Annotated in this window: 20 protein-coding genes; 10 read left to right on the top strand and 10 right to left on the bottom strand. The window is 64.9% G+C overall.

Going from position 1 to position 25,222, the window contains the following annotated elements; all coding sequences use genetic code 11:
* Positions 1–107 precede the first annotated feature (107 nt).
* Positions 108–3,674 (top strand): PAS domain-containing protein, encoded by a 3,567-nt coding sequence (locus LGQ10_RS00345; RefSeq protein WP_226526066.1) that lies wholly within the window; start codon positions 108–110, stop codon positions 3,672–3,674.
* Here LGQ10_RS00345 and LGQ10_RS00350 read toward each other — a convergent pair.
* The 5 genes from LGQ10_RS00350 to LGQ10_RS00370 all read right to left on the bottom strand — a co-directional run bounded on the left by LGQ10_RS00350 (position 3,671) and on the right by LGQ10_RS00370 (position 9,174).
* Positions 3,671–4,588, bottom strand: a complete 918-nt coding sequence (locus LGQ10_RS00350) for a LysR family transcriptional regulator (RefSeq protein ID WP_226524288.1) — start codon at positions 4,586–4,588, stop codon at positions 3,671–3,673. The two genes, LGQ10_RS00345 and LGQ10_RS00350, sit on opposite strands and share 4 nt — an antisense overlap.
* 20 nt (positions 4,589–4,608) lie before the next feature.
* A complete protein-coding gene (locus LGQ10_RS00355; RefSeq protein WP_226524289.1) occupies positions 4,609–5,586 on the bottom strand; it encodes a two-component system response regulator in 978 nt (325 codons plus the stop codon).
* Positions 5,587–5,664: 78 nt separating this feature from the next.
* The gene (locus tag LGQ10_RS00360; protein ID WP_226524290.1) at positions 5,665–6,741 is read right to left on the bottom strand and encodes a GGDEF domain-containing protein; all 1,077 of its coding nucleotides are present in this window, start codon (positions 6,739–6,741) and stop codon (positions 5,665–5,667) included.
* A 204-nt stretch (positions 6,742–6,945) separates the two neighbouring features.
* Entirely contained in the window at positions 6,946–8,142 is a 1,197-nt protein-coding gene (wecB, locus tag LGQ10_RS00365; protein WP_226524291.1) for a non-hydrolyzing UDP-N-acetylglucosamine 2-epimerase, read from the bottom strand.
* 486 nt (positions 8,143–8,628) lie between these two features.
* A complete protein-coding gene (locus LGQ10_RS00370; protein ID WP_226524292.1) occupies positions 8,629–9,174 on the bottom strand; it encodes an adenylate kinase in 546 nt (181 codons plus the stop codon).
* 245 nt (positions 9,175–9,419) lie between these two features.
* On the opposite strand from LGQ10_RS00370, the gene LGQ10_RS00375 reads away from it, so the two are divergent.
* Together LGQ10_RS00375 and LGQ10_RS00380 are read left to right on the top strand one after the other, a co-directional pair.
* A complete protein-coding gene (locus LGQ10_RS00375; protein WP_226524293.1) occupies positions 9,420–10,253 on the top strand; it encodes a hypothetical protein in 834 nt (277 codons plus the stop codon).
* A gap of 69 nt (positions 10,254–10,322) precedes the next feature.
* Complete coding sequence (locus LGQ10_RS00380) at positions 10,323–10,718, top strand: hypothetical protein (protein ID WP_226524294.1); 396 nt, start codon at positions 10,323–10,325, stop codon at positions 10,716–10,718.
* Here LGQ10_RS00380 and LGQ10_RS00385 read toward each other — a convergent pair.
* Positions 10,715–11,287: a type 1 glutamine amidotransferase family protein gene (locus LGQ10_RS00385; RefSeq protein ID WP_226524295.1), complete on the bottom strand. Its 573-nt coding sequence runs from the start codon at positions 11,285–11,287 to the stop codon at positions 10,715–10,717. The genes LGQ10_RS00380 and LGQ10_RS00385 overlap by 4 nt on opposite strands.
* Positions 11,288–11,517: 230 nt before the next feature.
* Here LGQ10_RS00385 and LGQ10_RS00390 point away from each other — a divergent pair, with 230 nt between their 5' ends.
* The 7 genes from LGQ10_RS00390 to LGQ10_RS00420 all read left to right on the top strand — a co-directional run bounded on the left by LGQ10_RS00390 (position 11,518) and on the right by LGQ10_RS00420 (position 19,119).
* Positions 11,518–12,486 carry a hypothetical protein gene (locus tag LGQ10_RS00390; RefSeq protein ID WP_226524296.1) on the top strand — a complete coding sequence of 323 codons (969 nt, stop codon included), beginning with the start codon at positions 11,518–11,520 and terminating at the stop codon, positions 12,484–12,486.
* Between the two features lie 160 nt (positions 12,487–12,646).
* Positions 12,647–14,080, top strand: coding sequence for an RtcB family protein (locus LGQ10_RS00395; protein WP_058436104.1), 1,434 nt, complete (start codon positions 12,647–12,649; stop codon positions 14,078–14,080).
* A gap of 189 nt (positions 14,081–14,269) precedes the next feature.
* Positions 14,270–14,815: a hypothetical protein gene (locus tag LGQ10_RS00400; protein WP_226524297.1), complete on the top strand. Its 546-nt coding sequence runs from the start codon at positions 14,270–14,272 to the stop codon at positions 14,813–14,815.
* A 673-nt stretch (positions 14,816–15,488) separates the two neighbouring features.
* Positions 15,489–15,878 (top strand): RidA family protein, encoded by a 390-nt coding sequence (locus LGQ10_RS00405; protein WP_058437472.1) that lies wholly within the window; start codon positions 15,489–15,491, stop codon positions 15,876–15,878.
* A gap of 133 nt (positions 15,879–16,011) precedes the next feature.
* Positions 16,012–16,776, top strand: a complete 765-nt coding sequence (locus tag LGQ10_RS00410; protein WP_058437471.1) for an IclR family transcriptional regulator — start codon at positions 16,012–16,014, stop codon at positions 16,774–16,776.
* A gap of 49 nt (positions 16,777–16,825) precedes the next feature.
* Positions 16,826–18,043 carry an amino acid deaminase gene (locus LGQ10_RS00415; RefSeq protein ID WP_058437470.1) on the top strand — a complete coding sequence of 406 codons (1,218 nt, stop codon included), beginning with the start codon at positions 16,826–16,828 and terminating at the stop codon, positions 18,041–18,043.
* Between the two features lie 158 nt (positions 18,044–18,201).
* Positions 18,202–19,119, top strand: a complete 918-nt coding sequence (locus tag LGQ10_RS00420; RefSeq protein WP_226524298.1) for a sugar kinase — start codon at positions 18,202–18,204, stop codon at positions 19,117–19,119.
* Between the two features lie 106 nt (positions 19,120–19,225).
* Here LGQ10_RS00420 and LGQ10_RS00425 read toward each other — a convergent pair whose 3' ends face one another.
* From LGQ10_RS00425 to hbdH, 4 genes are all read right to left on the bottom strand, one after another.
* A complete protein-coding gene (locus tag LGQ10_RS00425) occupies positions 19,226–19,501 on the bottom strand; it encodes a peptidylprolyl isomerase (RefSeq protein ID WP_011061856.1) in 276 nt (91 codons plus the stop codon).
* A 39-nt stretch (positions 19,502–19,540) separates the two neighbouring features.
* Complete coding sequence (locus LGQ10_RS00430; protein ID WP_226524299.1) at positions 19,541–22,093, bottom strand: PAS domain-containing sensor histidine kinase; 2,553 nt, start codon at positions 22,091–22,093, stop codon at positions 19,541–19,543.
* Positions 22,094–22,426: 333 nt separating this feature from the next.
* Positions 22,427–24,382 carry an acetoacetate--CoA ligase gene (locus tag LGQ10_RS00435; protein WP_226524300.1) on the bottom strand — a complete coding sequence of 652 codons (1,956 nt, stop codon included), beginning with the start codon at positions 24,380–24,382 and terminating at the stop codon, positions 22,427–22,429.
* A 64-nt stretch (positions 24,383–24,446) separates the two neighbouring features.
* A complete protein-coding gene (gene hbdH, locus LGQ10_RS00440) occupies positions 24,447–25,220 on the bottom strand; it encodes a 3-hydroxybutyrate dehydrogenase (RefSeq protein ID WP_226524301.1) in 774 nt (257 codons plus the stop codon).
* Between the last annotated feature and the right edge of the window lie 2 nt (positions 25,221–25,222).

Consider the following 25,222-nt stretch of genomic DNA (forward strand, 5'->3'; position numbering starts at 1 on the left):
TTGCCTGGGCGACGGTGACAGATTCAACAGTGTAGAGGGGCGAGGTGTTGCACAGGTTTACCCACTTCTTCGACAGCCACAGGGGCTGTGGCTACGCCTTGGGCGTGGTGATCGCGGTCGGTGCCGCGGTGGCGCTGGGCAACTACTACCGGCTGCAGGTCGAGGACGTCTACCAGGCCAGTGTCCAGGTGCAGGCCCAGGAGTACGCCGCGGAGCTGCAGCGGTGGAAGTCCGACGGTTTTGCCATTGGCGCGCTGTCGATCCTGGGACGTCACACGCCCTCGCTGAAACGGGTGATCCAGGAGCGCGAACCTTCCGCCGAACTGCTGGAGGCGGCAGCCATCCCGCTCAAGACCCTGTCCATGGTGGTGGGCGCCAACCATGCCTTCGTGCTCAATCGGGACGGGGTCGTGGTGGCAGCCCATGATCACCGGGGCCAGGCGCCGCTGGGGCTGAATGTGGCCTTCCGGCCTTATTTCAAGGTGGCGCTCGAGGGCGGCAGCAGCGTCTACGGGGCGATCAGCAGTACCACCGGCACCCGTATGTTCTACATGGCGGTCCCGGTCTACGAATCACGCACGCGCCAGGACAAGGTGATCGGGGTGCTGGTGGCGCGCTTCGACGGCACGATGCTCGATGCCAGCCTGGGCAAGCAGTATGGCGATGCCCTGAAAATGCTCCTGTCGCCCAGCGGGGTGGTACTGGCCGCCAGCTCCCCGGCGCTTGTGCTCAAGGCCGATCGCGCCTGGTCGTTGCCCCGGTTCAGTGGTGAAACCCGCCGCCAGTTCGGTGCCTATCCGTTCACCCATGGGGTTCCCGAGCGCCTGCCATTCGATGTCCACCAGCCTCAGGTCTGGCTGGAGGGTCGGCGCTACAGCCTTTCCCGGGTCGACTTCGACTGGAACGACCCCAGCGGCCCCTGGACCCTGGTCACCCTGGGTGATCTGGACAGGGTGCTGCCGGCCGAGCAGGTGCTGTTGATCAAGGGGCTGAGCGCAGTGGTGTTCCTGCTGTTGCTGTGGGGGGGCCTGCGGCGCCTGGCCGATGCCCGGCGGCACAAGGCCGACGTGGCGCGGATCGAGCAAAGCGAGCGGCGCCTGGACATGGCCCTGCAAAGCGGGGCGCTGGGGCTGTGGGACTGGAACGTCAGCCAGGGGATCGTCATCAACAACGATGTCTGGCTGCGCATCCTCGGCTACAGCCAGGAGGAGCTGGACCAGGCCTTTGGCCATGGGCTGGACCGCTGGGCGCGCCTGGTCCATCCCCAGGACCACGAGCCGGTCATGGCCAGGCTCAAGGCGCACCTGGACAACCAGGCCCAGGAATACCGTGCCGAATACCGCATGCGCAGCAAAAGCGGGCGCTGGTTGTGGGTGCTCGACATCGGCAGGGTCATGCAGCGCGATGCCACTGGCGCGCCGATCCGGGTCACCGGCGTCTTGCAGGACATCACCCAGGCGGTCGAGGTGCAGCAAGCGATCGTCGACAGCCAGACCAAGCTGCAGTCGATGATCGCGAACATCCCGGGCGTGGTGTTTCGCAGCCTGCCGGATGCCGCGCGGACCCTGGTCTTCGTCAGCGACGCCATCGAAGAACTGAGCGGTTTTACGGCGGGGCATTTCCTGGCCGGGAACAGTTATCGCGAGCGGGTCCACCCCGATGACCTGGGGATTTTCGACGGCTGCCTGGGCAGCACCAGCTACATGCTCGAGTACCGGATCATCACCGCCAGCCAGGAGGTGCGCTGGGTCTACGACAAGGGCCAGACCATCGTCGTGGACGGGGTGGCGCAGTACCTGGACGGGGTGATCTTCGACATCAGCGAGCGCAAGGCGGTGGAAATGCTGATCCAGCAATCGCGGCGCGACGCCGACCTGGCCACCCAGGCCAAGTCGGAGTTTCTGGACAGCATGTCCCATGAGATCCGCACGCCACTGAACGCGATCATCGGCCTGGCGCACCTGGTGCAGGACATGCCCCTGGAGCGGGTGCAGCGCGACTACATCGAGAAGATCGATCGCGCCGCCAGGAACCTGGTGGGCACCATCAATGGCGTGCTCGACCTGTCGAAGATCGAAGCCGGCAAGCTCAGCATGGAGCAAGTCTGCTTCGACCTGCGCGAACTGGTGGACGATGTGCTGCTGCTGGTGCGCCAGCGCGCGCAAGAAAAGGCGCTGCAGCTGCGCCTGGACATTCCGGCCCTGTTGCCGCGTCGCTATGTGGGCGATCCAGTGCGCCTGGCCCAGGTACTGACCAACCTGGTGGATAACTCGATCAAGTTCACCGAGGCCGGCCATGTCTGTATCGGCGTGTGCCTGGTACGCCAGTGGAATGACAAGGTGCTGCTGTGTTTCAGCGTCACCGATAGCGGGGTGGGCATCAGCGAGGAGCAGCAGGCGCGGCTGTTCAATGCCTTTGTCCAGGCGGACCTGTCCATCAGCCGCCGTTACGGCGGCAGCGGCCTGGGGCTGACCATCTCGAAAAAGATCGTGCAGATGATGCAGGGCGACATCTGGGTACGGAGCAAGCCGGGGCAGGGCGCGGTGTTCAAGTTCAGCGTGCAGCTGGGCCTGGCGCGGCAGCCGCAGCAGGAGACGGCCCCAGCTGGCAGCTCGCCAGCCACGCCCCCGGTGGCCGGCGCGGCGGGGCTGTGCACGGTCAACGATTATGCACGGCTGCTGGAGGGCGCGCGGGTGCTGGTGGTCGAGGACAATCGGCTGAACCAGGATGTGTTGCAGGGCCTGTTGCAGCGCGCCGGCGTGCGGGTGGTGCTGGCCGCCAACGGCGTCGAGGCCTTGCAGCGGCTGCTTGAGGACGGTCGCTTTGATGGTGTGCTGATGGATTGCCAGATGCCGGTCATGGACGGTTACGCCACCACGCGCAAGATCCGTGGTTATCCGCACCTGCGCTCGCTGCCGATCATCGCGGTGACGGCCAGCAGCCAGGACGATGTCCAGGGCCGGGCCCTGGCGGCCGGCATGAGCGACCTGATCGGCAAGCCCCTGGAGGTATCGGCCTTCTATCGCACCCTGGTGCGCTGGATCAGGCACCTGGAACTGCCCGCCCAGGTTGCTGCGAACGGCGTGCCAGAGGGTGTTGCCGTGCCAAGCTACGCCGGTATCGACTCGGCCCTGGGGCTGGCAGTGGTGAACCAGGACCTGGCGCTGCACCAGAAACTGCTGGTGGATTTTCGCGATGAGCAGCAGCCAGTCGTCGGGCGCCTGTGGCAGGCCCATGCCGGCGGGGACTTCCAGGCCATCGGGTTTATGGCCCACAGCCTGCAGGGCGCGGCAGGCAACATCGGCGCCACGCAGGTCCGGCTGGCTGCCAGGCAGCTGGAGCAGCAGTGCGCCGGGCAGGCCGACCTGGCGCCCTTGATCCATCAGCTGGCGCAGTGCCTGGAACCGCTGCTGGCCAGCCTGGCGGGATTGTCCGAGGCCGCGGGCGTTGCGCCGACCTGCCAGGCCCCGTTGCTGGACAGTCGGCAGCGAGGCCAGCTGCAGCGCCTGGGCAAGTTGCTGCGCAATCATGATGCCCAGGCCCTGGCCCTGATCGACGCACTCTGTGAGCAGGACCGTTGCCCGGCACTGCGGGAGATCCGGGAGCAGATCTACCGGCTGGAGTTCCAGCAGGCCCATGAGCTGCTGGTGGAGTGGCAGCAGGCCCGGGGCTAGAGCGTGGCGCGACTCAGTTCGAGGTAGCGTGCCATCCGGTCCGCGCAATGCTCCACCAGGCACTGGTGCAGGGCTCGCAGCGACTCGGTGATTTGCGAACGGTGGGACACCACCAGGTTCAGTGGTACCGCGTCGGCCTGCCAGCCGGGGAGCAGGGGCAGCAGGCGCCCGGCGAGCAGGTCCTCGACCACGTTCAGCAGCGGCAGGTAGACCACGCCGTGGCCGGCCACCGCCCAGCGCCGCGCGGCATCGCCGTCGTCGCAGCAGAAGTGCCCCTGGACCCGCACATCCTCGACCTGGCCCGAGGCGTGGAAGCGCCAGCGGCTCTCCGGCCGACCGATGCTGTGGCAGATGATGCACTCGTGTTCGCCAAGCTGTTCCGGTGATTCGGGCGCGCCATGTACAGCCAGGTAGCCGGGCGCGGCGCAGGCGATGAAGTGGTGCTGCTTGAGCACCGGCAGCTCCACCAGGTCCAGCGCCAGGCTCTTGCCATAGCGCAGCGCCGCGTCGAAGCGGCCCTTGAGCAGGTCCTCTTCCTTGTCGCTCAGGGCCAGCTTGATATATAGGCGCGGTCGTTGCTGCTTGAGCCGGGCGAGCAGGTCCAGCAGCAGGTTGCGCCCCAGGTCGGAAGACACTGTCAGTTCGAGCATGCCGTCGTCGTGGGTCAACGAGCGCTTGCCGTTGGCCAGGATCTTCAGGGCGTGCTGCGCGCTTTCCAGGTAGCGCACGCCCTCGGGGGTGAGCTTCAAGGTGCGGGTGGAGCGGGTGAACAGGCGCACGCCGAGACGGTTTTCCAGGCGCTTGAGCGCCAGGCTGGCGGCGGCGGGGGTGATCGACATGATGCGCGCGGCGGGGGACAGGCCCTGCAGTTCGGCTATCAGCACGAACAGTTCCAGGTCGGCGAGGTTAGGCATGGGCGAGGTTCACTGTCCGTTCAAAGGCCGAAAAAGGTCCGTGACGAACTCAGCAAGGCCGCCGAGAGCGAATCCGGGTCGCAGGCCAGGCACTGCTCGAATCCCGGCTGTGCATGCATGCGCATCATGGCCCGGGCGTGCCGGCCGGCAAGGTCGCCGCCGGGTTGCAACAGGCCTAGGTGGTAGTCCAGTGCCAGGGCGAACAAGCGGGCCGAGCGCGGCAGGGCCTCCAGGGCGGCCGTCGTGGCCTCGTCCTGGAACAGCACCTGGGCATGGGTGATTTTCCAGGCGAGGTTGAGCAGGCGGTCTTCCGGATCGGCGTGGGCGAGGATTTCCTCGATCAGCACCCGACTGTGGGCGAGGGCCTGGCCGATGGCGGCACCGGGTTGGTTGAGGCCCATCAGGGCCAGGCAGGCGGCGCCGCGAAACGCCACGGGGTCGCCCTGGATCACGCTGCCGTCGAGCAGGATCGACAGGGTGTCGAGCAATGCCTCGAAGCGGATTCGCGGGTTGCCGGCCAGTTGCAGGGCCAGGGCACCGATGAAACCGTCGCGCATGTCGCTGCCGGCCGAGGGTTCGGCCGCCGGTTGCGGGCTGTGCAGGGGCTTGTCGCGATAACCCAGCTGCGTCGCCACCCGAGCCAGCACCACCGGTGGCGAAATCGGCTTGGCGATGTAGTCGGCGGCGCCGAGCAGCAGGCCCAGGCGCTCGTCTTCGACGCTGCTGCGCGAGGTCAGGAAAATCACCGGGATGGCCGCCGTCGCCGGATGGCTCTTGAGCTCGCTCAGGACCTGGAAACCGTCCATCTCGGGCATCAGGATGTCGAGGATGATCAAGTCGGGGCTGGCGCTGCGGGCCAGGGCCAGGCCGCGCTCGCTGTTCTTGGCCAGCAGCACTTCATATTCGGCCGTCAGGGTTCTGGAGAGCACGATCAACGACTGCGGGTCGTCGTCGATCGCCAGGAGGGTATAGGGCTTGGGGACGTGCTCTGCGGGCATGACGGGGCGCCTGAACGAGATAGGGCGGCAGTCTATCTTATTTGACCGGCCGGTCGCGTCGCTGCATTGCCGCAGGGATCATGGGTGAAAACTGTAGCGATCCTTGCCCGCATGCTTGGACTGGTACAGCGCCTGGTCGGCCTTGGCCAGGGCCTGGTTCAGGCTGTCGCCGTCCTCGATTCGGGCCAGGCCGATGCTGATGGTCGCCGCAGGCCGGGTCGGTTGTTCGCGCACCACCTGGCACAGGCGTGCTGCCAGGGCTTCGACCTCCTCGCGGGCTACATGGGCCAGATAGATGGCGAACTCTTCGCCGCCCAGGCGCGCATAGTCGAAATCCACCATCACCCCCTTGATGTCGGTGGCGATGCGCTTGAGTACGTCGTCACCGATTTCGTGCCCGTATGCATCGTTGACCTTCTTGAAATTGTCGATGTCGACCATCGCCAGGTAATGCTCGTGCTCCCGGGGCTGCGCCTTGAGGCGCCGACCAGCGCTGGCCATGAACGCGCGGCGGTTGGGGATCCCGGTCAAGGCATCGACATAGGCCTGCTCCAGCAGCAGCTTGGACATGAGGTAGTTGTACAGCCGGGCCTGGCGCAGGGTGATGAAGCTGTACAGGGTCAGCGCGGTGAGGAACAGGGCGTAGGCCAGCACGATCAGCCCCTTGAGTTCGGTGATCGAGGTGCCGGTCATCCAGAACGGGTTGAGCACACTCCAGGTGATCACCACGGTGATGAAGAACGACCAGCGCCGCAGCGGCATCACCGAGGCACTGTAGAGAATGCTCGAGGCGCCGAGGATCAGCCACACCGGATGCAGGTCCATGGGCAGGCCTTCGATCACCAGGCGCACGGCCACCGCGATGATCAGCACGAACAGCAGGTTGATCCACTGGAAGTGCCGGGCCCTGTGGGTGAAGGACAGGACGATGGTGGTGATGAGCAGTGAGGCCAGGAACACCATCGAGTAGAAGGTGAAGCCCTGCTGGCCGGGGAAGCTGACGATCAGGTCGAAGGTCAGCCAGATGCTCAGGCTGGCCATGTAGGTCAGGATGCAGAAGCCGTGCAGGCGTTCGAAGTCGTGCTGGGCGAACTCGTTCTTCAGGGCTGCCGGAGCGGCCTGCTTGAGTACCTGTTCTTCAAGGGTCCTGAGCATCGTCGGTCCTGCAGGTGAGCAAAGGCGTGCGTGGCGCCCGGCTCCATGGAGGGTAGTGCAGGGAGCATACCGCCGTGGCGCGACAGCCGGCCGACCGCGTATCGGGCATGGCCGGCCCGGCGCAAAACGGTGGCCCCTGGGCACTGGCCTGGCGCCAGGCGGCATGGACGCGATCCCCGCAGCGCAGGGTGGTGGCCAGGGGCTTCAGGCCGTAGAGGGGGCAGGCAAAGGCGTCGGCAAGGTCCAGGTGCGTGCGGGGTCACCTGTGGCATGAGCCTCCAGCCAGGCGCTCAAGCGGCGGGCAATGCGTTCGCTGGCGTGGCCGTCGCCATAGGGGCTGTGGACCCGGCTCATGCGTGCATGTACTTGCGGGTCGTCCAGCAGTTCGCTGGCATGGCGCAGGATGCGCTCCCGGTCAGTACCCACCAGCAGCATGGTGCCGCTTTCGAGCGCTGCCGGGCGCTCGGTGACGTCACGCAACACCAGCAGCGGTTTGCCAATGGCCGGGGCTTCTTCCTGGACGCCGCCCGAGTCGCTGAGGATGAAATACGCGCGCCCCATCAGCCAGACAAAATGCTGATAGTCCTGGGGGGCGACCAGGTAGATGTTGGGTTTGTCCGAGAGCAGGCCGTACACCGCGCTCTGGACCTGGGGATTGAGGTGCACCGGGTAGACGAACTGGACATCGGGGTAACGTTGTCCCAGTTCTGCCAGGGCTTCGCAGAGCTGCTGGAAGCCACGACCGAAGTTTTCCCGTCGGTGGCCGGTGACCAGCACCATGCGCCGGTTGTCATCGAGTGCCGCCAGGGGCGAGGTGGCGTCGGGCCGCCAATGCAGGTTCGCCTGGTGGTCGCGCATCCATAACAGCGCATCGATCACCGTGTTGCCGGTGATCTCGATGCTGGCCTCAGGCACGCCTTCACGCAGCAGGTTGGCCTCGCATGTGGCGGTGGGGGCGAAGTGCAGGTCGGCGATCACCCCGGTCAGGCGGCGGTTGGCTTCCTCGGGCCAGGGTGCCTTGAGGTTGCCGGTGCGCAGGCCGGCCTCGACGTGGCCAACGGGCAATTGGCGATTGAAGGCGGCCAGGGCGGCGATGAAGCTGGTGGTGGTGTCGCCATGCACCAGCACCATGTCCGGTCGCAGGCGCTCGTAGGTGGCATCGAGGCTGATCAGCAATTGCTGCGAGAGGCCGTTGAGGGATTGACCCTGGGTCATCACTTGCAAGTCTTCGTCGACTTCGAGCTCGAACGAGTCGAGCACTTGCTTGAGCATTTCTCGATGTTGCCCGGTGGAGCAGATGTGCAGCTTCAGACTGGGCCATTGACGCAGAACCCGGGCCAGTGGCGCCATCTTGATTGCCTCTGGGCGTGTTCCGAATACCATCATGACGTTGAAAGGCATTGACCCCTCCTTGGGTGGGAATGCAACCGAATCGGCCCCTGAATGAAAGCAGCGGGGCCCCGTCTTGTCCAACCCCAGCGCAGAACTTGTGGAATCGCTGACGCGCGTGGTTACGGCTGGAGAGTCAAACTTCCATTGTTTTTTCGTCATAAAAATGACGTTTATCGCCACTTATCGGGAGCTGGAAAATCTGCCGGGGTCTATGTGTCAATATGATGTCGCGCGCTGCTAGAATGCGCGCCAATGGCTGCTCGTCGAGCGGCTGTCAGTAAAAGTCTGTTGCGTGGGGTGGTTCCGTGGGGCGTGCGTTGGCGGTGTATGTAATGGGAATGGCGTTGGTCTTGACGTGTTTCGCCTGGGCGGCGTCCTCCCTGTTCCATTGAGACAGCCTCATGGCGTGTCGATTCCTGACGCTTGCCGGACGGTGAGCGCGTCAGTCATCCAGGGGCAGCGCGGCGGCCAGTGACGGCCCGGGGCGCCCCGGTATCATGCGGGTCCGGCGATGATCGCCAGGGCCTGTTCCAGCATCTGCTGCATCGATCCTGAACCTTCGATACGCCCCTGGGGCCGGTCCAGCCGTGCCAGCCAGGCGAGGTGCCGCGGGCGGCTGCGCCCTTCACGGGTGCCATCGTCGTAGGAGGCGGCCCACTGGAGAAAGGCCAGGTGGCGCACGTGCATGTCGCCACCCGGCAGGATGCGTGCGCCGAAGCGTTGCTGCTCCCGCGCGCGAATGCGCGCCAGGCGCAGTGGCGTTGGTGTGTCGATGTACAGCACCCAGTCCGCCTGGGCGATGATCGTGTCGCCCCAGCCATCCATCGACCCCGAGATCACCCAGGGCTCCAGGCCCAGGGCCTGGGTGAGGCTCTGCAGGCGCCGCTCCGGTGGCCACGCCTGGTCGAAGGGCGGATCGCTGGGCTGCCAGTAGTGGTCATCGACATCGACATGGGGCACGCCCAGGTGCCGGGCGAGGGCAGTGCCCAGGGTGCTGACGCCGGCGCCCGAGGCGCCGATGAGGTAGATCTTCTGGTTCAAGACGGTCTTCCAGGACTGCGCAGGGCGGGACAGGATGCCATCGATGCGGGGCGTTACGTTGTTTTCTTGTGAGCGGGTGCTTGGGTCCGGCGCTCCTGCGCTGTCCAGCTCAGGGCCATTGGGCTGGACCGGGGTGGGTGAGACGCAGAAGTTTGGTGCGCCTTCATGCCAGGCCTTATGCTTGCCGCCCCTTTACGAGACGAGCCTGTCCAGGGCTGGGGTCGATGTCTTTCATGGAGCGAGCTGTGCACCCACCACGTTTGGCGTACCTGATGAAGCCGGCCCTGGGCGGCTTGCTGCTGGCTGGCCTGCTGTTTGGCGGCGGTTGCCAAGGCACCTCGGTGCAGACTCCCGAACAGCAGACCGCTAAACAGATGGCCAGCTTTCTTTCGAGCTTCGAGCAGGTATTGAAGCAGGGCGTGAACCGCTACAACGTTGATGATCGGGTCGGCGGCCTGGCCCTGCGGGCGGTGATCGACCGTCGCAATGCGATAGTCGGTTGCACCGCCGAGCCATTGCCTGACTACCCGTTGGAGCGCTTCCCGGACAACCGGCAGCTTGCGCCGTTGCTGGAGGGCGTCTGCTGGAACATGGTGTTTCCCAGGGCCGGACCGCAACTGTTCTCCGGTGCTCCCGGGGGCAATCTGCAGGTGGTGCTGCCGGTGGTTTTCCCACGGCCCAAGTCGCGGCCGATGGAGGCGCAGAGGGTTCGTGCCACGGTCCGCGGGTACAACGTGCAAGAGCAGTACCTCTGGCAGCAGCTGTTCGCCCAGGAGCATATGGACAGCATCGGCATCGCCCGATTGCGCGTTCGGGCCAATGGGCAGGAGCAAGTAGCCGATTGCCAGGTCGAACTGGCAGCCATTGACGAACGCGTGGATGACTTCAGGCAAGACCCCGATCTGCGGCAACGCCTTGAGGCGCGCTGCGCAACCCTGGATCTGCAGCAGATGTCGGTTTTCCTGGTCTCCCGGCCCGAGGGCCAGTCGTTTCTCGTCGAGCTGGAGTACACCCCCTGGAAGGTGTTGCCGTACACGCCTGGCCAGGGCCAGGACGCTGGCTCGACGCCGCTGCCGTAACCGCCCAGGTGGGCCGCGCAGCAGCAATGCCCTACATCTTTTGTGCAACCTACAGCGAGGTTAATTCCCGTGAGCAAACTGGCCTGCCGTTGCGGACATGTCATCGTCGACCAGACCGACGGCCTGCCTTACAAGGCAGCAATCTTGCCCGATGGGCAGGAGCAAGCGTTCTTCAACGCAGCGACCCAGTTGGCCAACGACCTGCTGGTCGCCGCCGGCGCCGGCAAGGTCGATGAACTGCTGGACCGGGAATACACCCAGGGTCCTTGGCGCCCTCGACCCTGCGAGTACTTCGAGGATCGCTTGTCCAGCAGCTACCTGGCCTGCACCTCCACGGCCTATGAATGCAGCCGCTGCGGGCGATTGTGGCTGCAAAAGCCCGGCCTCGAGGTTTTTGTGTCCTTCACTCCGGACAGCGGGCACTACGAAGCGGTGTTGAGGGCCGACAAACCGCTGGCCGACTAGCCTTGCTGGCGGTGTTGAGCCGCGTGCAGGGCGATGTAGTCCCGCAGGTTCTGGTCGTCGATACCCAAGGTGCGCAGGATCTGTTCCATGAAACTCACCGGGGCGCTGCCCGGCGCGGTGACCACCCGCTGGTCGGCCACGGCATGGGGCACATCCTGGTAATGCGCGGCACCACCGTAGTTCACCGCCAGCAGGTTGGCCGCCGAATTCGAGGTGTGCTTCAGGCGATCGAGGATCCCGGCCTGGGCCATGACACGAGTCCCATCGCAGATCCCGGCGAGCACGATGCCTCGTCCATGGGCCTGGCGCAGCAGGTCGTCGATCACCGGTGCCTGGCTGCTCTGCCAGAGAGTGCCGCCGCAGATCATCAGGAGATCGAGTTGCCCCAGGTCGATGTCTTCCAGCGCCAGGTCAGGCATCACCCGCATGCCGCCCATGGAGGTGACGTTCGCTCCACCGGGGCTGGCGTAGCGGCACTCGAAACCGTAGTAGGCCCTGGCGGTGGCGTTGATCAGGGTGGTTTCCCAATCGGCGAAGTCTTCGGTGACCAGGGTGATGGCGCGAGGCATGGGCAATCCTTGCAGGAGTGGATGGAGAGTGAGGGGTATCAGGGGCGCTCGCAACAGAGGGCGGTCGACCTGCGATGCTCCTGCATTCTCCGGCAGTTGATCTAGCATTCAAAGCAGTGAGTGGGCGTATCGTCATCAACGCTCGCCGGGCGCTTGCAGGCCTGGGGTCGTAGGGCAGACGTTGATCGGGTCGATCGCTGGCAGGGCTTGTCTGGCCAAGGAGGCACTGAATGGGCGAAGGGTCTGCAACTGAGCCTGGAATCGACGAAAAGCTCGAGCGGTATGTCGAGCGCGCTGTCGAGCAGATGACGCTGGATGCCATAAGGGACGCTGCGACGCGCTCCTTTCCGGTCAAGAAGGAGCGATATCGGGAGCAGTTGATCAAGTATCTGCTGGGGCCTGTCGCCGTGGGCACGCTGATTGCCGGCGCCTTTTCCTTCTTCGCATCCCTCACGGTCTCCCGGATCCAGGATGACCAGCAAAAGCGACAACTGCGCCATGCCGAAAACATCGGCGTCTATATCAAGTACAAGCAGGCTCATCGAGCGCGCCTGCTGCAAGGCAGCATGTTGGGCTCCTCGTTGAGCTGGGGGTTCACCACTGACATGGTGAATGAACGCAAGCGCAATTATGACGCTGCCTTTCTGAAAACCAACGAGATCTTCCCCGATGCCCGGGACTACCTGGGGCGAGCGGTGGTGCCTGCCGGCCTGGATAGCAAGGAAACCTTCCGCAACACCATCGAAAAGCTGCGGGATGTCACCGTTGTCCACGACCTTGCGCTGACCGCCGCTTATTCGGTCAGGAACGACTGGGACCAGGCGATCTGGCCCGACCGATTGAGGCAGGACCCGCAGCTGAGCCTGTACCGGTTGAAAAGGGAGCGCGATTGCAAGGTCAGCAATACCTTGAAGCAGTACAGTTTTCGCCAGGAGAAATACAACACGACGGCCCTGAAGAACATCTACACCTACTGTTCCGATGTGGTCTTCAGGAAGCTGGATGAGGCGATCTCCAGGGAAATCTCCACTGCGCCCGACGTATTCGCGGCCTGGCAGAAAGAGACCAATGATGAAGTCGGCAAAGCCTGCTCTCTGGAAGCGGCCAAGGTGACCCGGGACGTGACCGACGACTGCAGCAAGTTGGCCGCAGAACCCGCGGCACCGGGTGTGAGCGCTTTCCAGGCCAAGGGTATGTAGGGCCGGCTCCGGGCGCCGAGGTGAAAAAAATTGCTGGCGGGTATTTACACGGAGCCTTGATCTCATCACCATACGCGCCGTCTAAGTTTCGCTGCTGACCAGACAATTCCAGCCACCAAAAGGGTGGTTGTTTTGTTGCGTCCAAGAAAAGCAGTCGAATATGACCCAAGTACCGCTCAAGAGAATTCAGCACAAGCTCGCCCGTTCCGGGGTGGCCATCGAACGCCTGAATTCCAATTCCCTTTCCATTTCCTCGATCAATGACGCCGGGCTCAAGGCAGATCTGCTCCTGCCTGAAGGTTTTGCCATCGAGGAGAAAGCCATTCTCCAACTGATGGATTTCGCCAGGGTCGCCCATCCCCATGGCGGCGAGGTCAAGTGCGCGTGTGCCACGCCGGACTTCCACACCGGCAGCTCCATTCCGGTAGGCAGCGTGATCGTCACCAGTCATGACCTGGTGGTGCCCCAGGCCATCGGCACCGATATCAACTGTGGCATGCGCCTGCACAAGCTGGGCCTGGACTATGAGCAGTTCATGGCGCAGAAGGCCAAGTGGACTGCCCTGGTGCGCGGTGACCTGCTGGAGGGTACACGCAATATTCCCACCAGCCCGTTGGCCATGAGCGCGTTATTCGAGGCAGGCCTGGGGGACTTCTGGACCCAGGTCCGGCAACAGGCCCCGGAAGGCTTGTTTGCCGGGGCGGATTTCGCCCAGTTGCAGCGTGAGCTGGCCGGCTTGCATGAGTCGTCCTTTGCCCGTGGCCGCGCCGCCTATGGCCCGGAAGCCTTGCAGGACCGTTCGCGGCAGGTCTTGCGAGACCCGGGCCTGGGGTCCTTGGGCGGAGGCAATCACTTCGTCGAGATCCAGGTGGTCACCGAGCTGGTGGATCGCCAGGCCTGCTTTACCCATGGGCTGGCGGTGGGGCAGGTGGTGATGATGATCCACACCGGTTCCCGGGACGTGGGTTTTTATGTCGGCCGACGCTGGATGGACAAGGCCAAGGCGTTGTGGCCGGCGGGGCTGAAGCACCCGCAGTCGAAGATCTTCGCGCTGTTCGGCGAGATGGCCGATGAGTACCTGCTGGCGATGCACAGCGCTGCGCATTACGCCGATGCCAACCGGGCGCTGATTGCCGAGATGGTGCGCCAGCGCACGCGGCAGGTGTTCGGCGCGGGAATCGAGGCACCGCTGATCGTCGATGTGCCGCACAACATCGTGTTGCGTGAAGAGGCGGGCAACGTGCACCGCAAGGGCGCGACCCCGGCTTATGCCGGTCAGCCGCTGCTGATCCCCGGGAGCATGGGACATGACTCCTATCTGCTCACCGGCCTGGGCAATGAGCGCTGGATGCGTTCGGCCAGCCATGGTGCCGGGCGTTCGATGTCGCGCGGGGATGTGATCGTGCGGGCCAAGCGGGACAAGGCATTCCTGGGGTTGCAGGGGGTGGAGTGCATCACCACCAAGGAGGAGCGGATGATCGAGGAGGCGCCGGGGGCGTACAAGGAGATCGGGCAGGTGATTCGTTCCCAGGTGGAGGAGGAGACGGTGTCGGTGATTGCACGGTTTTCGCCGGTTCTGACGTTCAAGGCGTGAGACCGATGGGCTCGTTGGGGGGGCGATGGCTTTCGGATTTGCCGTTCAAGTATGCGGCCGATACATTGTCGCCCCCTCCGGCCTGTTCGTTCCGAGCGGCGCCGTTTCAGTTATCCGCGGTCGCAAAAGCCCGGGGCACAGTAGCCGCTAGGGGATTGCCTGTTTGCGAACAAAGTCGGGTGTTTGATCATGAAGCAAGATGAACGTCTGAAGCACGATGCTGTAGCGCCATTGACCGGTGCCAGCGAGTTCGTCGTCGACAAGCAGCCCCTTGCCGAACTGCTTGCTGTGCTTGCTCAGTGTGGTGAGGTGGTTTCCCGCTTCTTCAAGCCAGATCCTTCTATCAAGGTGTTGGGTGAGAGACAGCGACTGGCCGAGTTTCTGGAGCGTTTCAGCGACCTTGCCGGGTCGACGGCTATCGGGCAGGTCGAGCGTGAGTTCGGGCCCTTCTCCCTGCTGAATCGATACGAGTTCGAAGGCTCGCTGCTGGCCGTGCTGCTGCGGGGCGGGTGTCATCACTCGACCCGAGGGTTGAGCTTGGCCAATGCTCGGAAATTGGTGGGGGAGGCGCTGGAGGCCGTGTTTCCGGGCCCGTTTTCCGAGCTTGTGGTGTATCGACTTGACAGCCTCGATTGGTGTGAATTGACCAGAGGGTCGACGATTTCTTCCGCCTATGTGGTTTGTCAGGGGGCTCGGAACCTCTGGTGGGTGTTGTGCGTTTCTGACTTCGACTGATGCCTTGTGGGCGCAAGGTTAGCTGTGGCGAGGGCGCTTGCTCTTGCTCGGCCATGCAGCGGGCGTAAGACCGGAGTCCATGATTTGGCTGGTGGGCATATCCGTCGATGCGGGTGTGGCCACTGGCGGTTTCGCCCTTACGGCGACTCATTTTTTTCAAACGCCGGATAGCCGGCCCAGCAAAAACATAAGCAAAAACGCTTGCCCCTCCACTCGTTAGCCAAAGCAAATCTAAGCAGAGCGAAAGCCTTGGCATTGCCTCGCGTAGCCGCTGCCGCAGGCTGCGTACGGGAGCGCAGCGGCCGCTGGGATCGTCAATCCGCCGAAGGCCCTTCGGTCCTTGTCGCAGCCTCGCCCTGGCTCGACAGCGGCTACAGGGCACGCTTCGTGTAGCCGCTGCCGCAGGCTGCGTACGGGCGCGTAGCGGTCGCTGGATCTTGAATCCGCTGAAGGCCCTTCGGTCCTTGTCGCAGCCTCGCGGGCTCGACAGCGGCTACAGGGGCTGAGAGGGCGCGTTCGATTTTCCTCTGTTGTCGCCGTTGGTTTGTGTGGCAGACTTCGAAAATATTCCGTTATTACGATTCGTGTTCCGTTATAGCGGAAAAATTTGCTCGGAATCTGTTGCAGCTGCGACGGGTTCCGGAGCTCTCAGGCGTCAACCAGGAGAAACCCCATGAGCATCACCCGTTACGGCACCGGCAGCACCGCAGGCGGTGGCCAGCCGCGTCCTTTCGCCCGCGCCGTGGAGGCCGATGGCTGGTTGCATGTGTCCGGCCAGGTGCCGGCGCTGGAAGGCGAGATCGTCCATGGCGGGATCGTCGAGCAGACGCACCAGACCCTGCGCAACCTGGTGGCGATTCTCGAGGAGGCCGGTTATGGCCTGGAGGACGTGGTGCGGGTTGGCGTGTGGCTGGACGATCCACGGGATTTCTGGAGTTTCAACAAGGTCTTCGGCGAGTACTTCAAGCCCGAGCATGCGCCGGCCCGGGCCTGTGTGCAGGCCAGCATGATGGTGGACTGCAAGGTCGAGATCGATTGCGTGGCTTACAAGAAGAAGACGTGATGAGGTAGCCGCTGCCGAGCCGTGGCGAGGCTGCGACAAGGTCCGCAGGACCTTCAGCGATCCGACGATCGCAGCGTTCCTGCAGGACGTGCGCAGTCTCGCGGGCTCGGCAACGGGTACAGGAGAAGGGCAGATGACTGAAGACAACATCAAGCGGCGGGCCAGGGGCCTGGACCGGGCGTTCGATATCCTCGACTTCCTCAAGGAGGTCGGCCAGCCGCTGCGCCCCAACGATATCGCCAAGGGCGTGGGCAGCCCCAAGTCCACGGTCTACGAGCTGGTGGAGTCACTGCTGGAGCGGCGTATCCTGGAGCCGGTGGGGCACGACGGGCATGTGTACCTCGGGCGCCAGCTGTACTTTCTGGGGCAGGCGCACTTGCGGCATTTCGACCTGAGCCGCGAGGCCGACCAGGCCCTGCAGGGCATCGTCGGCCAGACCGGCGAGACCGCGCAGATGTGCCTGCTCAACGGACGCAAGTACACGGTGGCGCTGATGAAGGAGGGCGAACGGCATTTTCGCATTTCCTCGAATATCGGCGAGAACGCGCCCATCCCCTGGACCGCGTCCGGGCGCTTGCTGCTGGGGCACTTGAGCGATGAGCAGATCGTCGAGCTGATCGACGAGGACGATTTCATCCTGCCCGACGGTGAACGCCTGCCGCTGGAGGTTTTCCTCAAGGAAATCCGCCAGGCCAGCGAGGACGGGTTCTTTTCCTTCGACAGCGTCGCCGACACCTTCACCCATTGTTTTGCCGCGCCGGTGCGCGACGAGCACGGGGTGTGCGTCTGTACCCTGTGCATCGTCGCACCCCGGGCCGATGCCCAAGCCAACTACCGCCATTACCGCCAGGTGCTGCTCGACAGCGCCAATCGCCTGGCCCGGCGGATCAACGACTAACGCTTGTACCCCGCGGCCGTCTCTGGCCGCTTTGCCAAGGAGTAGCCACATGTCTTCTGCTTCGAATCTGCCGCTGGTGCAAAAGGGCGCGGCCGCCACTGGTGCCAGCTTGCTCAAGGAGGTCAGCCTGCCGGCCCTGGTGCTGCACCGCGCGGCCCTGGAACACAACATCCGCTGGATGCAGGCGTTCGTCAGCGACAGCGGCGCCGAGCTGGCGCCCCATGGCAAGACCAGCATGATGCCGGGACTGTTCCAGCGGCAGCTGGACGCCGGCGCCTGGGGCATCACCCTGGCCACCGCCGTGCAGGCACGGGCGGCCTATGCCCATGGCGTGCGCCGGGTGCTGATGGCCAACCAGCTGGTGGGCGCGCCGAACATGGCGCTGGTGGCCGAGCTGCTGGCAGCCGGTGATTTCGACTTCTACTGCATGGTCGATCACCCGGATAACGTGGCCGACCTGGGGGCTTTTTTTGCCCAGCGCGGGGTCACCCTCAAGGTGATGATCGAGTACGGCGTGGTGGGCGGTCGTTGTGGCTGTCGCAGCGAGCAGGAGGTGCTGGAACTGGCGCGGGCGATCCAGGCCCAGCCGGCCCTGGCCCTGTGCGGCATCGAAGGTTATGAAGGGGTGATCCACGGCGACCAGGCCGTCACCGGCATTCGCCAGTTCGCCGACTCCCTGGTGCGCCTGGCGGTGGATCTGCACAACGATGGGCTGTTCGCCATCGAGCGGCCGATCATCACCGCCTCGGGCTCGGCCTGGTACGACCTGATCGCCGAGTCCTTCGAGACCCACAACGCCAAGGGGCGATTCCTCAGCGTGTTGCGTCCGGGCAGCTATGTGGCCCATGACCATGGGATCTACAAAGAGGCCCAATGCTGTGTGCTGGACCGGCGCAGCGACCTGGACGAAGGCCTGCGTCCGGCGATGGAGGTCTGGGCCCACGTGCAGTCGCTGCCGGAGCCCGGGTTCGCCGTGGTGGCTCTGGGCAAGCGTGATGTGGCCTACGACGCCGGCCTGCCGCTGCCGTTGCGGCGCTACCAGGCTGGGGCCGAGGCTGGCAGCGGGGATGACGTCAGTGGTTGCAAGGTCACCGCCGTGATGGATCAGCACGCCTTCCTGACGGTGGCCTCGGGGGTGGAACTGCGGGTGGGGGATATCATCTCCTTCGGCACGTCCCATCCGTGCCTGACCTTCGACAAGTGGCGCGTTGGTTTGCTGGTGGACGAGCAGTTGCGGGTCCTGGAAAACCTCGAGACCTGCTTCTGATTCTGGCACCTGCTGCGCAGGTGATCGCGGGCAAGCCTCGCTCCTACAAGATGGGGGTTGGTCGCGGTGATGTGTACGACTCACACCCGTAGGAGCGAGGCTTGCCCGCGATGATGTCCTCCTCGACAACACAAATACTCGCCAGAGATGCCTTCATCATGAACACCTCCAACCCGCGCATCGCCCTGATCGGCGAATGCATGATCGAACTGCAACAGCGGCCCGATGGCAGCCTGCAACAGAGCTTTGGCGGTGACACCTTGAACAGCGCCGTGTACCTGGCCCGGGAGCTGGGGCCAGGGGCGCTGGTGGATTACGTCACCGCCCTGGGCGATGACAGCTTCAGCGATGCCATGTGCCAGGGCTGGGCCGCCGAGGGCATCGGCCTGGACAAGGTCCAGCGCCTGCCTGGGCGGTTGCCGGGGCTGTATTGCATCCAGACTGACGAGCGTGGCGAGCGGCGTTTCTTGTACTGGCGCAACGAAGCCGCGGTGCGCGATTGCTTCAATACCCCGGCGGCCGGGGTGATCCTGGAGCAGCTGCGCGATTACGACGTGCTGTATTTCAGCGGCATCACCCTGGCGGTGCTGGGCGAGGCAGGTCGTGGCCGCTTGCTGGAACTGCTGCGCGAGGCGCGTCGACGAGGGGCGCAGGTGGTCTTCGACAACAACTATCGGCCCAGGCTCTGGGCGTCCGTGGAACACGCGCGCCAGGCCTACCGGCAGGTGCTCGAGCAGGTTGACCTGGCGTTGCTGACCCTGGACGACGAGCAGGCGCTGTTTGGCCATGCCACCGCCGAAGTGGTACTGGCCGCCTATCCGGGGCTGGGCGAGGTGGTGGTCAAGTGCGGGGCCGAGCCGTGCCGGGTGCGCTGTGGCGAGGATCTGTACCAGGTGCCGGCGCAGCGGGTGGAGACAGTGGTGGATACCACGGCGGCGGGTGATTCGTTCAGCGCCGCCTACCTGGCCGCGCGTTTGTCAGGGCAGGAGCCGGTGTCAGCCGCCGAAGCCGGCCACCGCCTGGCGGCCCGGGTGATCCAGCACCCAGGTGCCCTGATTCCTCGCCACCTGGTGTAGCCGCTGCCGCAGGCTGCGTACGGGCTGCAGGGCCGTGGCGGTCTTGAGGGCGCTGAAGGCCCTGCGGGCCTTGTCGCAGCTTCGCGGGCTCAGCAGCGGCTACAGGTCAGTCGCGGAAGAATACTTGCACCAGGTGGTAGCCGAACTTGCTCTTGATCGGGCCGTGCACGGTGCGCAGGGGTTTCTTGAAAATCACCTGGTCGATGGCGCCGACCATCTGCCCCGGGCGCACTTCACCCAGGTCGCCGCCGCGCTTGCCGGACGGGCAGGTGGAGTATTTCTTGGCCAGCACGTCGAAGGCTTCGCCCTTGGCGATGCGCTGCTTGAGCTGTTCGGCTTCTTCGGCGGTTTTCACCAGGATGTGACGGGCTTGGGCTTTCATGGGCGGGTAACCTTGTAGCGGGAAATCGGCGGCCGCGGATTATGCCTGATTCGCAGGCTCGCGGCCGATCATCCGACGAATCTTCTGCGCCAGTTCCTCGATGGAAAACGGCTTGGCCATCAGGTCCATGCCCGGTTCCAGGAACCCCTGGCGCTCGGCGGCCTTTTCTGCATAACCGGTCATGAACAGCACCTTGAGCCCAGGACGATGCTGGCGGGCGATTTCCGCCAGTTGCCGGCCGTTCATCCCCGGCAGGCCAACGTCGGTTACCAGCAGGTCGACACGCATCGACGATTCCAGGAAGGGCAGGGCGCAGCGGGCGTCTTCGGCCTCGAAGGCGCGATAACCCAGTTCGTTCAGCACATTGAGCACCAGCATGCGCACCGCCGGATCGTCCTCGACCACCACCACGCATTCCCCGGCGACGGCCTGGGGCGGCTCGCCGCTGCTCTGTGGTTGCTCGGGCGCCAGCGGCGCGGTGTGCAGGCGCGGCAGGTACAGGCGCACGCTGGTGCCCTGGTCCGGTTCGCTGTTGATGGTCACGTGGCCGCCGGACTGCTGGGCGAAGCCGTAGATCATCGACAGGCCCAGGCCCGTGCCCTGGCCGATGGGCTTGGTGGTGAAGAACGGGTCGAAGGCCTTGGCCAGGATCCGCGGGCTCATGCCGGCGCCGTTGTCGCTGACGCCGAGCATCACGTAGTCGCCGGCCTTGACCGGCTCCAGGGTGCTGATGTCGCTGCCGTCCAGGTAGCTGTTGGCGGTTTCGATCAGCAGCCGGCCACCGTCGGGCATGGCGTCGCGGGCGTTGATCACCAGGTTGAGCAGGGCGTTTTCCAGCTGGCTGGCATCGGTGCTCACCGGCCAGATGCCGTCGGCCAGTTGCAACTGCAGTTCGATGTGTTCGCCCTTGGTGTGGTTGAACAGGTCCTGCAGCGAACGTACCAGCTGGTTGGGGTCCAGTGGCTGGCGGTCCAGCGACTGGCGGCGGGAAAAGGCCAGCAGGCGATGGGTCAGTGAAGCGGCGCGCTTGGCCGAGGACATGGCGGCGTCGGTGAAGCGTCCTATCTCGCTGCTGCGGCCGTTGTCGATGTAGCGCTGCATCAGGTCCAGGCTGCCGATGATGCCGGTGAGCATGTTGTTGAAGTCGTGGGCGATGCCGCCCGTCAGCTGGCCCACGGCTTCCATTTTCTGCGCATGGCGCAGGGCATCTTCGGCGCGTTCGCGCTCGAACATCTCGTTCTGCAGGCGCTGGTTGGCGGTAGCCAGTGCCTCGGTGCGGCGATTGACCCGCTCTTCCAGGGTTTCATTGAGGTTGCGCAAGGCTTCCTCGGTCTGCCGGCGCTCGGTCTCGTCGTTGACGAAGATGTAAAAGCCGTTGATCGCCCCGTCGGCGCCGTAGCGCGGCAGATAACGGGTCAGGGCATGGCGCGGGCGACCTTCGCGATCCGGTGAGTTGGCTTCGAAGCTGCACGGCCTGCCCGACAGCGCGGCGGCGATCTTGTCGGCGCGTGCGGCGTAGATCTCTTCACCCACCACTTCGCGGATGGTCTTGCCGTACAGCTCCTGGGGCGTCAGGCCGTACCAGTCCAGGTAGGCGCTGTTGTTCAGGCGAAAGCGTTCCTCGTGGTCGACGTAGCCGATCAGCGCCGGCATGGCGTTGATGATCAACTGCAGCTCGGTCTGGCCCTGGCGCAGTGCTTGTTCCATCTGCTTGCGTTCGGTGAGGTCCAGGGCGGCCCCGAGAAAGCGCGTTGGCCGGCCGTGATGATCCTTGTAGCAGCGGCCCCGGGCAAAGACCCAGCGTACCTGGCCGTCAGCCATTTGCAGGCGGTACTCCTCGGCGTATTCGCTACCGTGGGTGATGCAGTGCTTGATGCTGCGGGCCACCATGCCGCGGTCTTCGGGGTGTACACCCTTGAGGTACTCGCTGATGGGCAGTTGCCGCGAGCGCTGGGGGTCGATGCCGTGCAACTGGGCGAAATGCGCGTCGGCGATGAAGCGATCCTCGCCGATGTCCCAGTCCCAGGTGCCCACGGCGTCGGTGGCGGCCAGGGCCAGTTGCAGGCGCTCTTCGGTTTCGTGCTGGGCCCGCAGGCTATCGTCGGAGCGCTGCTTGAGTTCCAGGGCAGTGCGTCGGCGTTCGTTGGTTTCGATGGCAGTGACCAGGATCCCGGCGACATCGCCGTGTTCGTTGCGGATCGGGCTGTAGGTCAGGTCCAGCCACAGCTCGTAGGCGCTGCCATTGGTGCGTTGCAGGCTAAAGCGCTGCTCGCTGAAGGTGCGTACCTGGCCGTTGAGTACGGCGCGGTAGATGGGATCGGTGAAGTCCATCAGTTCCGGCCAGATCAGGTGTGCCGGCTGGCCGAAGGCCTGGGGGTGCTTGTTGCCCGCCAGCAGGGCGAAGCCGTCGTTGTAGATCTGCGTCAGCTCGCCACCCCAGAGCAGCAGCATCGGCATGGGCGAATGGATCACGATGTCCACGGCGGTGCGCAGGCTCTGCGGCCATTGCCCGGAATCGCCCAGGGCCGTGGTGGTCCAGTCCAGGCGGGCAATCAGGGTGGCGGCTTCGCTGCCGTGGTGGGAGCCATTCATGTCGGGGAGTCCTGGGTGCAGCGGTATTGCGCAATGACGGGCAGCGCTTGCAACCGCGCAGCCTATGCAAACGGGTGGAGTGTAGGCGTTTCTGGCGGGGTATTTTCACCCGCTTTGGCGGTGGATGACTAGCGCCGGGCATCGCGCAGCGGTCGCAGTACCGGCCGGCGCGGTGTGCCAGGTGTAGTGTGGCGGCCCGTGCCGGGCCGTGCGCAGCCTGCGGCAGCGGCTACACGAAACAGAGCCATATCCGTGCGGTTCCTGTAGCCGCTGCCGAGCCTGCGAGGCTGCGCACGGGCGCGCAGCGGCCGCAGGAGCCGTTGGCGCGATGTATCAGCTGCGCAGTTCCTCGCGGCCGCGGAACTGCTCCAGGGCCTCGGGGTTGGCCAGGGCGTCGGTGTTCTTCACCGGCAGGCCGTGGACCACGTTGCGCACTGCCAGCTCGACGATCTTGCCGCTGATGGTTCGTGGAATGTCGGTTACCGCAAGGATCCTGGCCGGCACATGGCGGGGCGTGGTGTTGCTGCGGATCACCTGCCGGATCCGTTCCTGCAGGGCCTCGTCAAGTTGCACGCCATCCTGCAGGCGGACGAACAGCACCACGCGCACGTCATGCTCCCAGCTCTGGCCGATGGCCAGGCTCTCCAGCACTTGCTCCAGCTTCTCCACCTGGCGGTAGATCTCCGCAGTACCGATGCGCACGCCGCCGGGGTTGAGTACCGCGTCCGAGCGGCCATGGATCAGCCAGCCGCCTTCGGCCAGCTGTTCGGCGTAATCGCCCTGGGCCCAGGCCCCGGGGAACAGCTTGAAGTAGGAATCTCGCAACCGGCGCTGGTCCGGGTCGTTCCACAGGCCGACCGGGATGCTCGGGAAGTGCCGGGTGCAGACCAGTTCGCCTTTCTCGCCAATCACCGGCTGGCCCTGGTCGTTCCACACCTCGATGGCCATGCCCAGGCCCTTGCCCTGCATTTCGCCCCGGCGTACCGGCTGCACCGGGTTGCCGGCGACGAAGCAGGCGACAATATCGGTGCCGCCGGACATCGAGGCCAGGCACAGGTCGGCCTTGATGTCCCGGTACACGTAGTCGTAGCTCTGGGGGGACAGCGGCGAGCCGGTGCACAGCAGGGTCTTGAGGCTGTCCAGGTGGTGGCTCAGGCGCGGCTGGCTACCGGCTTTCTCCAGGGCGGCGAGGTATTTGGGGCTGGTGCCGAAGGCGTTGATCGCCTCGCTGTCGATCAGGTCGATCAGGCGCTCGTTATGCGGGTGGAAAGGAGAGCCGTCGTAGAGCACCAGGCTGGCACCGGTGGCCAGGGTCGAGACCAGCCAGTTCCACATCATCCAGCCGCAGGTGGTGTAGTAGAACAACCGCTGGCCGGGGCCGAGGTCGGCGTGCAGGCCATGTTCCTTGAGGTGCTGCAACAGCACCCCGCCGGTGCCGTGGATGATGCACTTGGGCACCCCGGTGGTGCCGCTGGAGTAGAGGATGTACAGCGGATGGGCGAAGGGCACCGCAATGAACTCGGGCTTGCCGCCACTCTGGTAGAAGTCCTGCCAGAGGCTGACCCGGGCTGGGGTCCGGTAGTCCTCGGCACGGGCCTGGGGCCGGGTGCCGGGCACGATCAGCAGTTGTTCCAGGGATGGCAGGCGCTCGAGGATCTCATTGATCTTGTTGCGCTGGTCCACATCCTTGCCCGCGTAGCGGTAGCCGGCACAGGTGATCAGCACCTTGGGCTCGATCTGGCCAAAGCGGTCGATCACGCCCTGGGTGCCGAAGTCCGGCGAGCAACTGGACCACACGGCGCCCAGGCTGGTGGTGGCGAGCATGCCCACCAGGGTCTGCCAGGTATTGGGCATGCAGGCCGCCACCCGGTCGCCGAGGCCGACCCCGATGGCCCGCAGGCTGGCTTGCAGGCCGGCGACCTGGGCCGCCAGTTCGGCCCAGGTCAGCTGTTCGCGCTGGCCGTCTTCGTTGATCGCCACCACTGCCACGTCGTTGTCGCGGCGCTTGAGCAGGTGTTCGGCGAAGTTCAGGGTAGCCCCGGGAAACCACTGGGCACTGGGCATCTGCGGGCCTTCGCGCAGCACGCACTCGGCGCTGTGGTGGAAACTGACTTCGAAGAAATCGACGATCGCCTGCCAGAAGTCTTCGCGCTGGTCGATGCTCCACTGGTGCAGACTGGGGTAGTCGCTGATATCCAGGCCGTGCCGCTGATTGATCAAGCGGCGAAAGGCGTCGATGCGCGTCTTGCCAATGCGCTCGGCGCTGGGTTGCCAGAGTATGTCGGACATGCAAGGCCTCTCTTGTTGTTCTTCTGATCTGCTGTTGCTTGCGGCTTACAGCTTGCCGTTGCCGTTATTGCGCCAGCCACCCACCGTCGATGTTCCACGCCGCGCCGCGGACCTGGGCCCCGGCCTCGCTGCACAGAAACAGCACCAGCTCCCCCAGCTGCGACGGGGTGACGAACTCCAGGGAAGGTTGTTTTTCCGCCAGCAGGTCGTGGCGTGCCTGTTGCGGGTCGACACCGCCTGCGATGCGGTCGTCGATCTGCTTCTGCACCAGCGGGGTCAGGACCCAGCCCGGGCAGATGGCATTGCAGGTCACGTTGCTGGTGGCAGTCTCCAGGCCCACCACCTTGGTCAGCCCGATCACTCCGTGCTTGGCCGCGACATAGGCGGCCTTGCCCACCGACCCCACCTGGCCGTGCACCGAGGCGATGTTGACGATCCGTCCCCAGCCCTTGGCGCGCATCCCGGGCAGGCCCAGGCGGGTGCTGTGGAACACCGCCGACAGGTTGATGGCGATGATCGAGTCCCAGCGCTCCACCGGAAACGCCTCGACGGTGGCCACGTGCTGGATACCGGCATTGTTCACCAGGATATCGACGCCGCCGAACTCGCGCTCGGCGTAGGCGAACATCTCGACGATCTGTGCAGGGTCACTGACGTCCGCCGGGTGGTGGCCGACCTTGACCCCCAGTTGCTTCAGCTCGGCGATGACGGCTGAGGCGTCGCCGAAGCCATTGAGGATCAGGTTGGCCCCGGCCCGGGCCAGGACCTGGGCGATCCCCAGGCCGATGCCGCTGGTTGAGCCGGTGACCAGGGCGGTCTTGCCAGAAAGAGTGGTCATGA

The organism is Pseudomonas sp. L5B5 (assembly GCF_020520285.1).
In the GTDB taxonomy this organism is placed as follows: domain Bacteria; phylum Pseudomonadota; class Gammaproteobacteria; order Pseudomonadales; family Pseudomonadaceae; genus Aquipseudomonas.

Coding starts and splice junctions, on each gene's coding strand:
- LGQ10_RS00415 (WP_058437470.1), top strand. CDS start 16,826: ATGTCTTCTGCTTCGAATCTGCCGCTGGTGCAAAAGGGCGCGGCCGCC.
- LGQ10_RS00355 (WP_226524289.1), bottom strand. CDS start 5,586: ATGCCCGCAGAGCACGTCCCCAAGCCCTATACCCTCCTGGCGATCGAC.
- LGQ10_RS00405 (WP_058437472.1), top strand. CDS start 15,489: ATGAGCATCACCCGTTACGGCACCGGCAGCACCGCAGGCGGTGGCCAG.
- LGQ10_RS00395 (WP_058436104.1), top strand. CDS start 12,647: ATGACCCAAGTACCGCTCAAGAGAATTCAGCACAAGCTCGCCCGTTCC.
- LGQ10_RS00385 (WP_226524295.1), bottom strand. CDS start 11,287: ATGCCTCGCGCCATCACCCTGGTCACCGAAGACTTCGCCGATTGGGAA.
- hbdH (WP_226524301.1), bottom strand. CDS start 25,220: ATGACCACTCTTTCTGGCAAGACCGCCCTGGTCACCGGCTCAACCAGC.
- LGQ10_RS00410 (WP_058437471.1), top strand. CDS start 16,012: ATGACTGAAGACAACATCAAGCGGCGGGCCAGGGGCCTGGACCGGGCG.
- wecB (WP_226524291.1), bottom strand. CDS start 8,142: ATGCCTTTCAACGTCATGATGGTATTCGGAACACGCCCAGAGGCAATC.
- LGQ10_RS00390 (WP_226524296.1), top strand. CDS start 11,518: ATGGGCGAAGGGTCTGCAACTGAGCCTGGAATCGACGAAAAGCTCGAG.
- LGQ10_RS00435 (WP_226524300.1), bottom strand. CDS start 24,382: ATGTCCGACATACTCTGGCAACCCAGCGCCGAGCGCATTGGCAAGACG.
- LGQ10_RS00420 (WP_226524298.1), top strand. CDS start 18,202: ATGAACACCTCCAACCCGCGCATCGCCCTGATCGGCGAATGCATGATC.
- LGQ10_RS00400 (WP_226524297.1), top strand. CDS start 14,270: ATGAAGCAAGATGAACGTCTGAAGCACGATGCTGTAGCGCCATTGACC.
- LGQ10_RS00350 (WP_226524288.1), bottom strand. CDS start 4,588: ATGCCTAACCTCGCCGACCTGGAACTGTTCGTGCTGATAGCCGAACTG.
- LGQ10_RS00430 (WP_226524299.1), bottom strand. CDS start 22,093: ATGAATGGCTCCCACCACGGCAGCGAAGCCGCCACCCTGATTGCCCGC.
- LGQ10_RS00360 (WP_226524290.1), bottom strand. CDS start 6,741: ATGCTCAGGACCCTTGAAGAACAGGTACTCAAGCAGGCCGCTCCGGCA.
- LGQ10_RS00425 (WP_011061856.1), bottom strand. CDS start 19,501: ATGAAAGCCCAAGCCCGTCACATCCTGGTGAAAACCGCCGAAGAAGCC.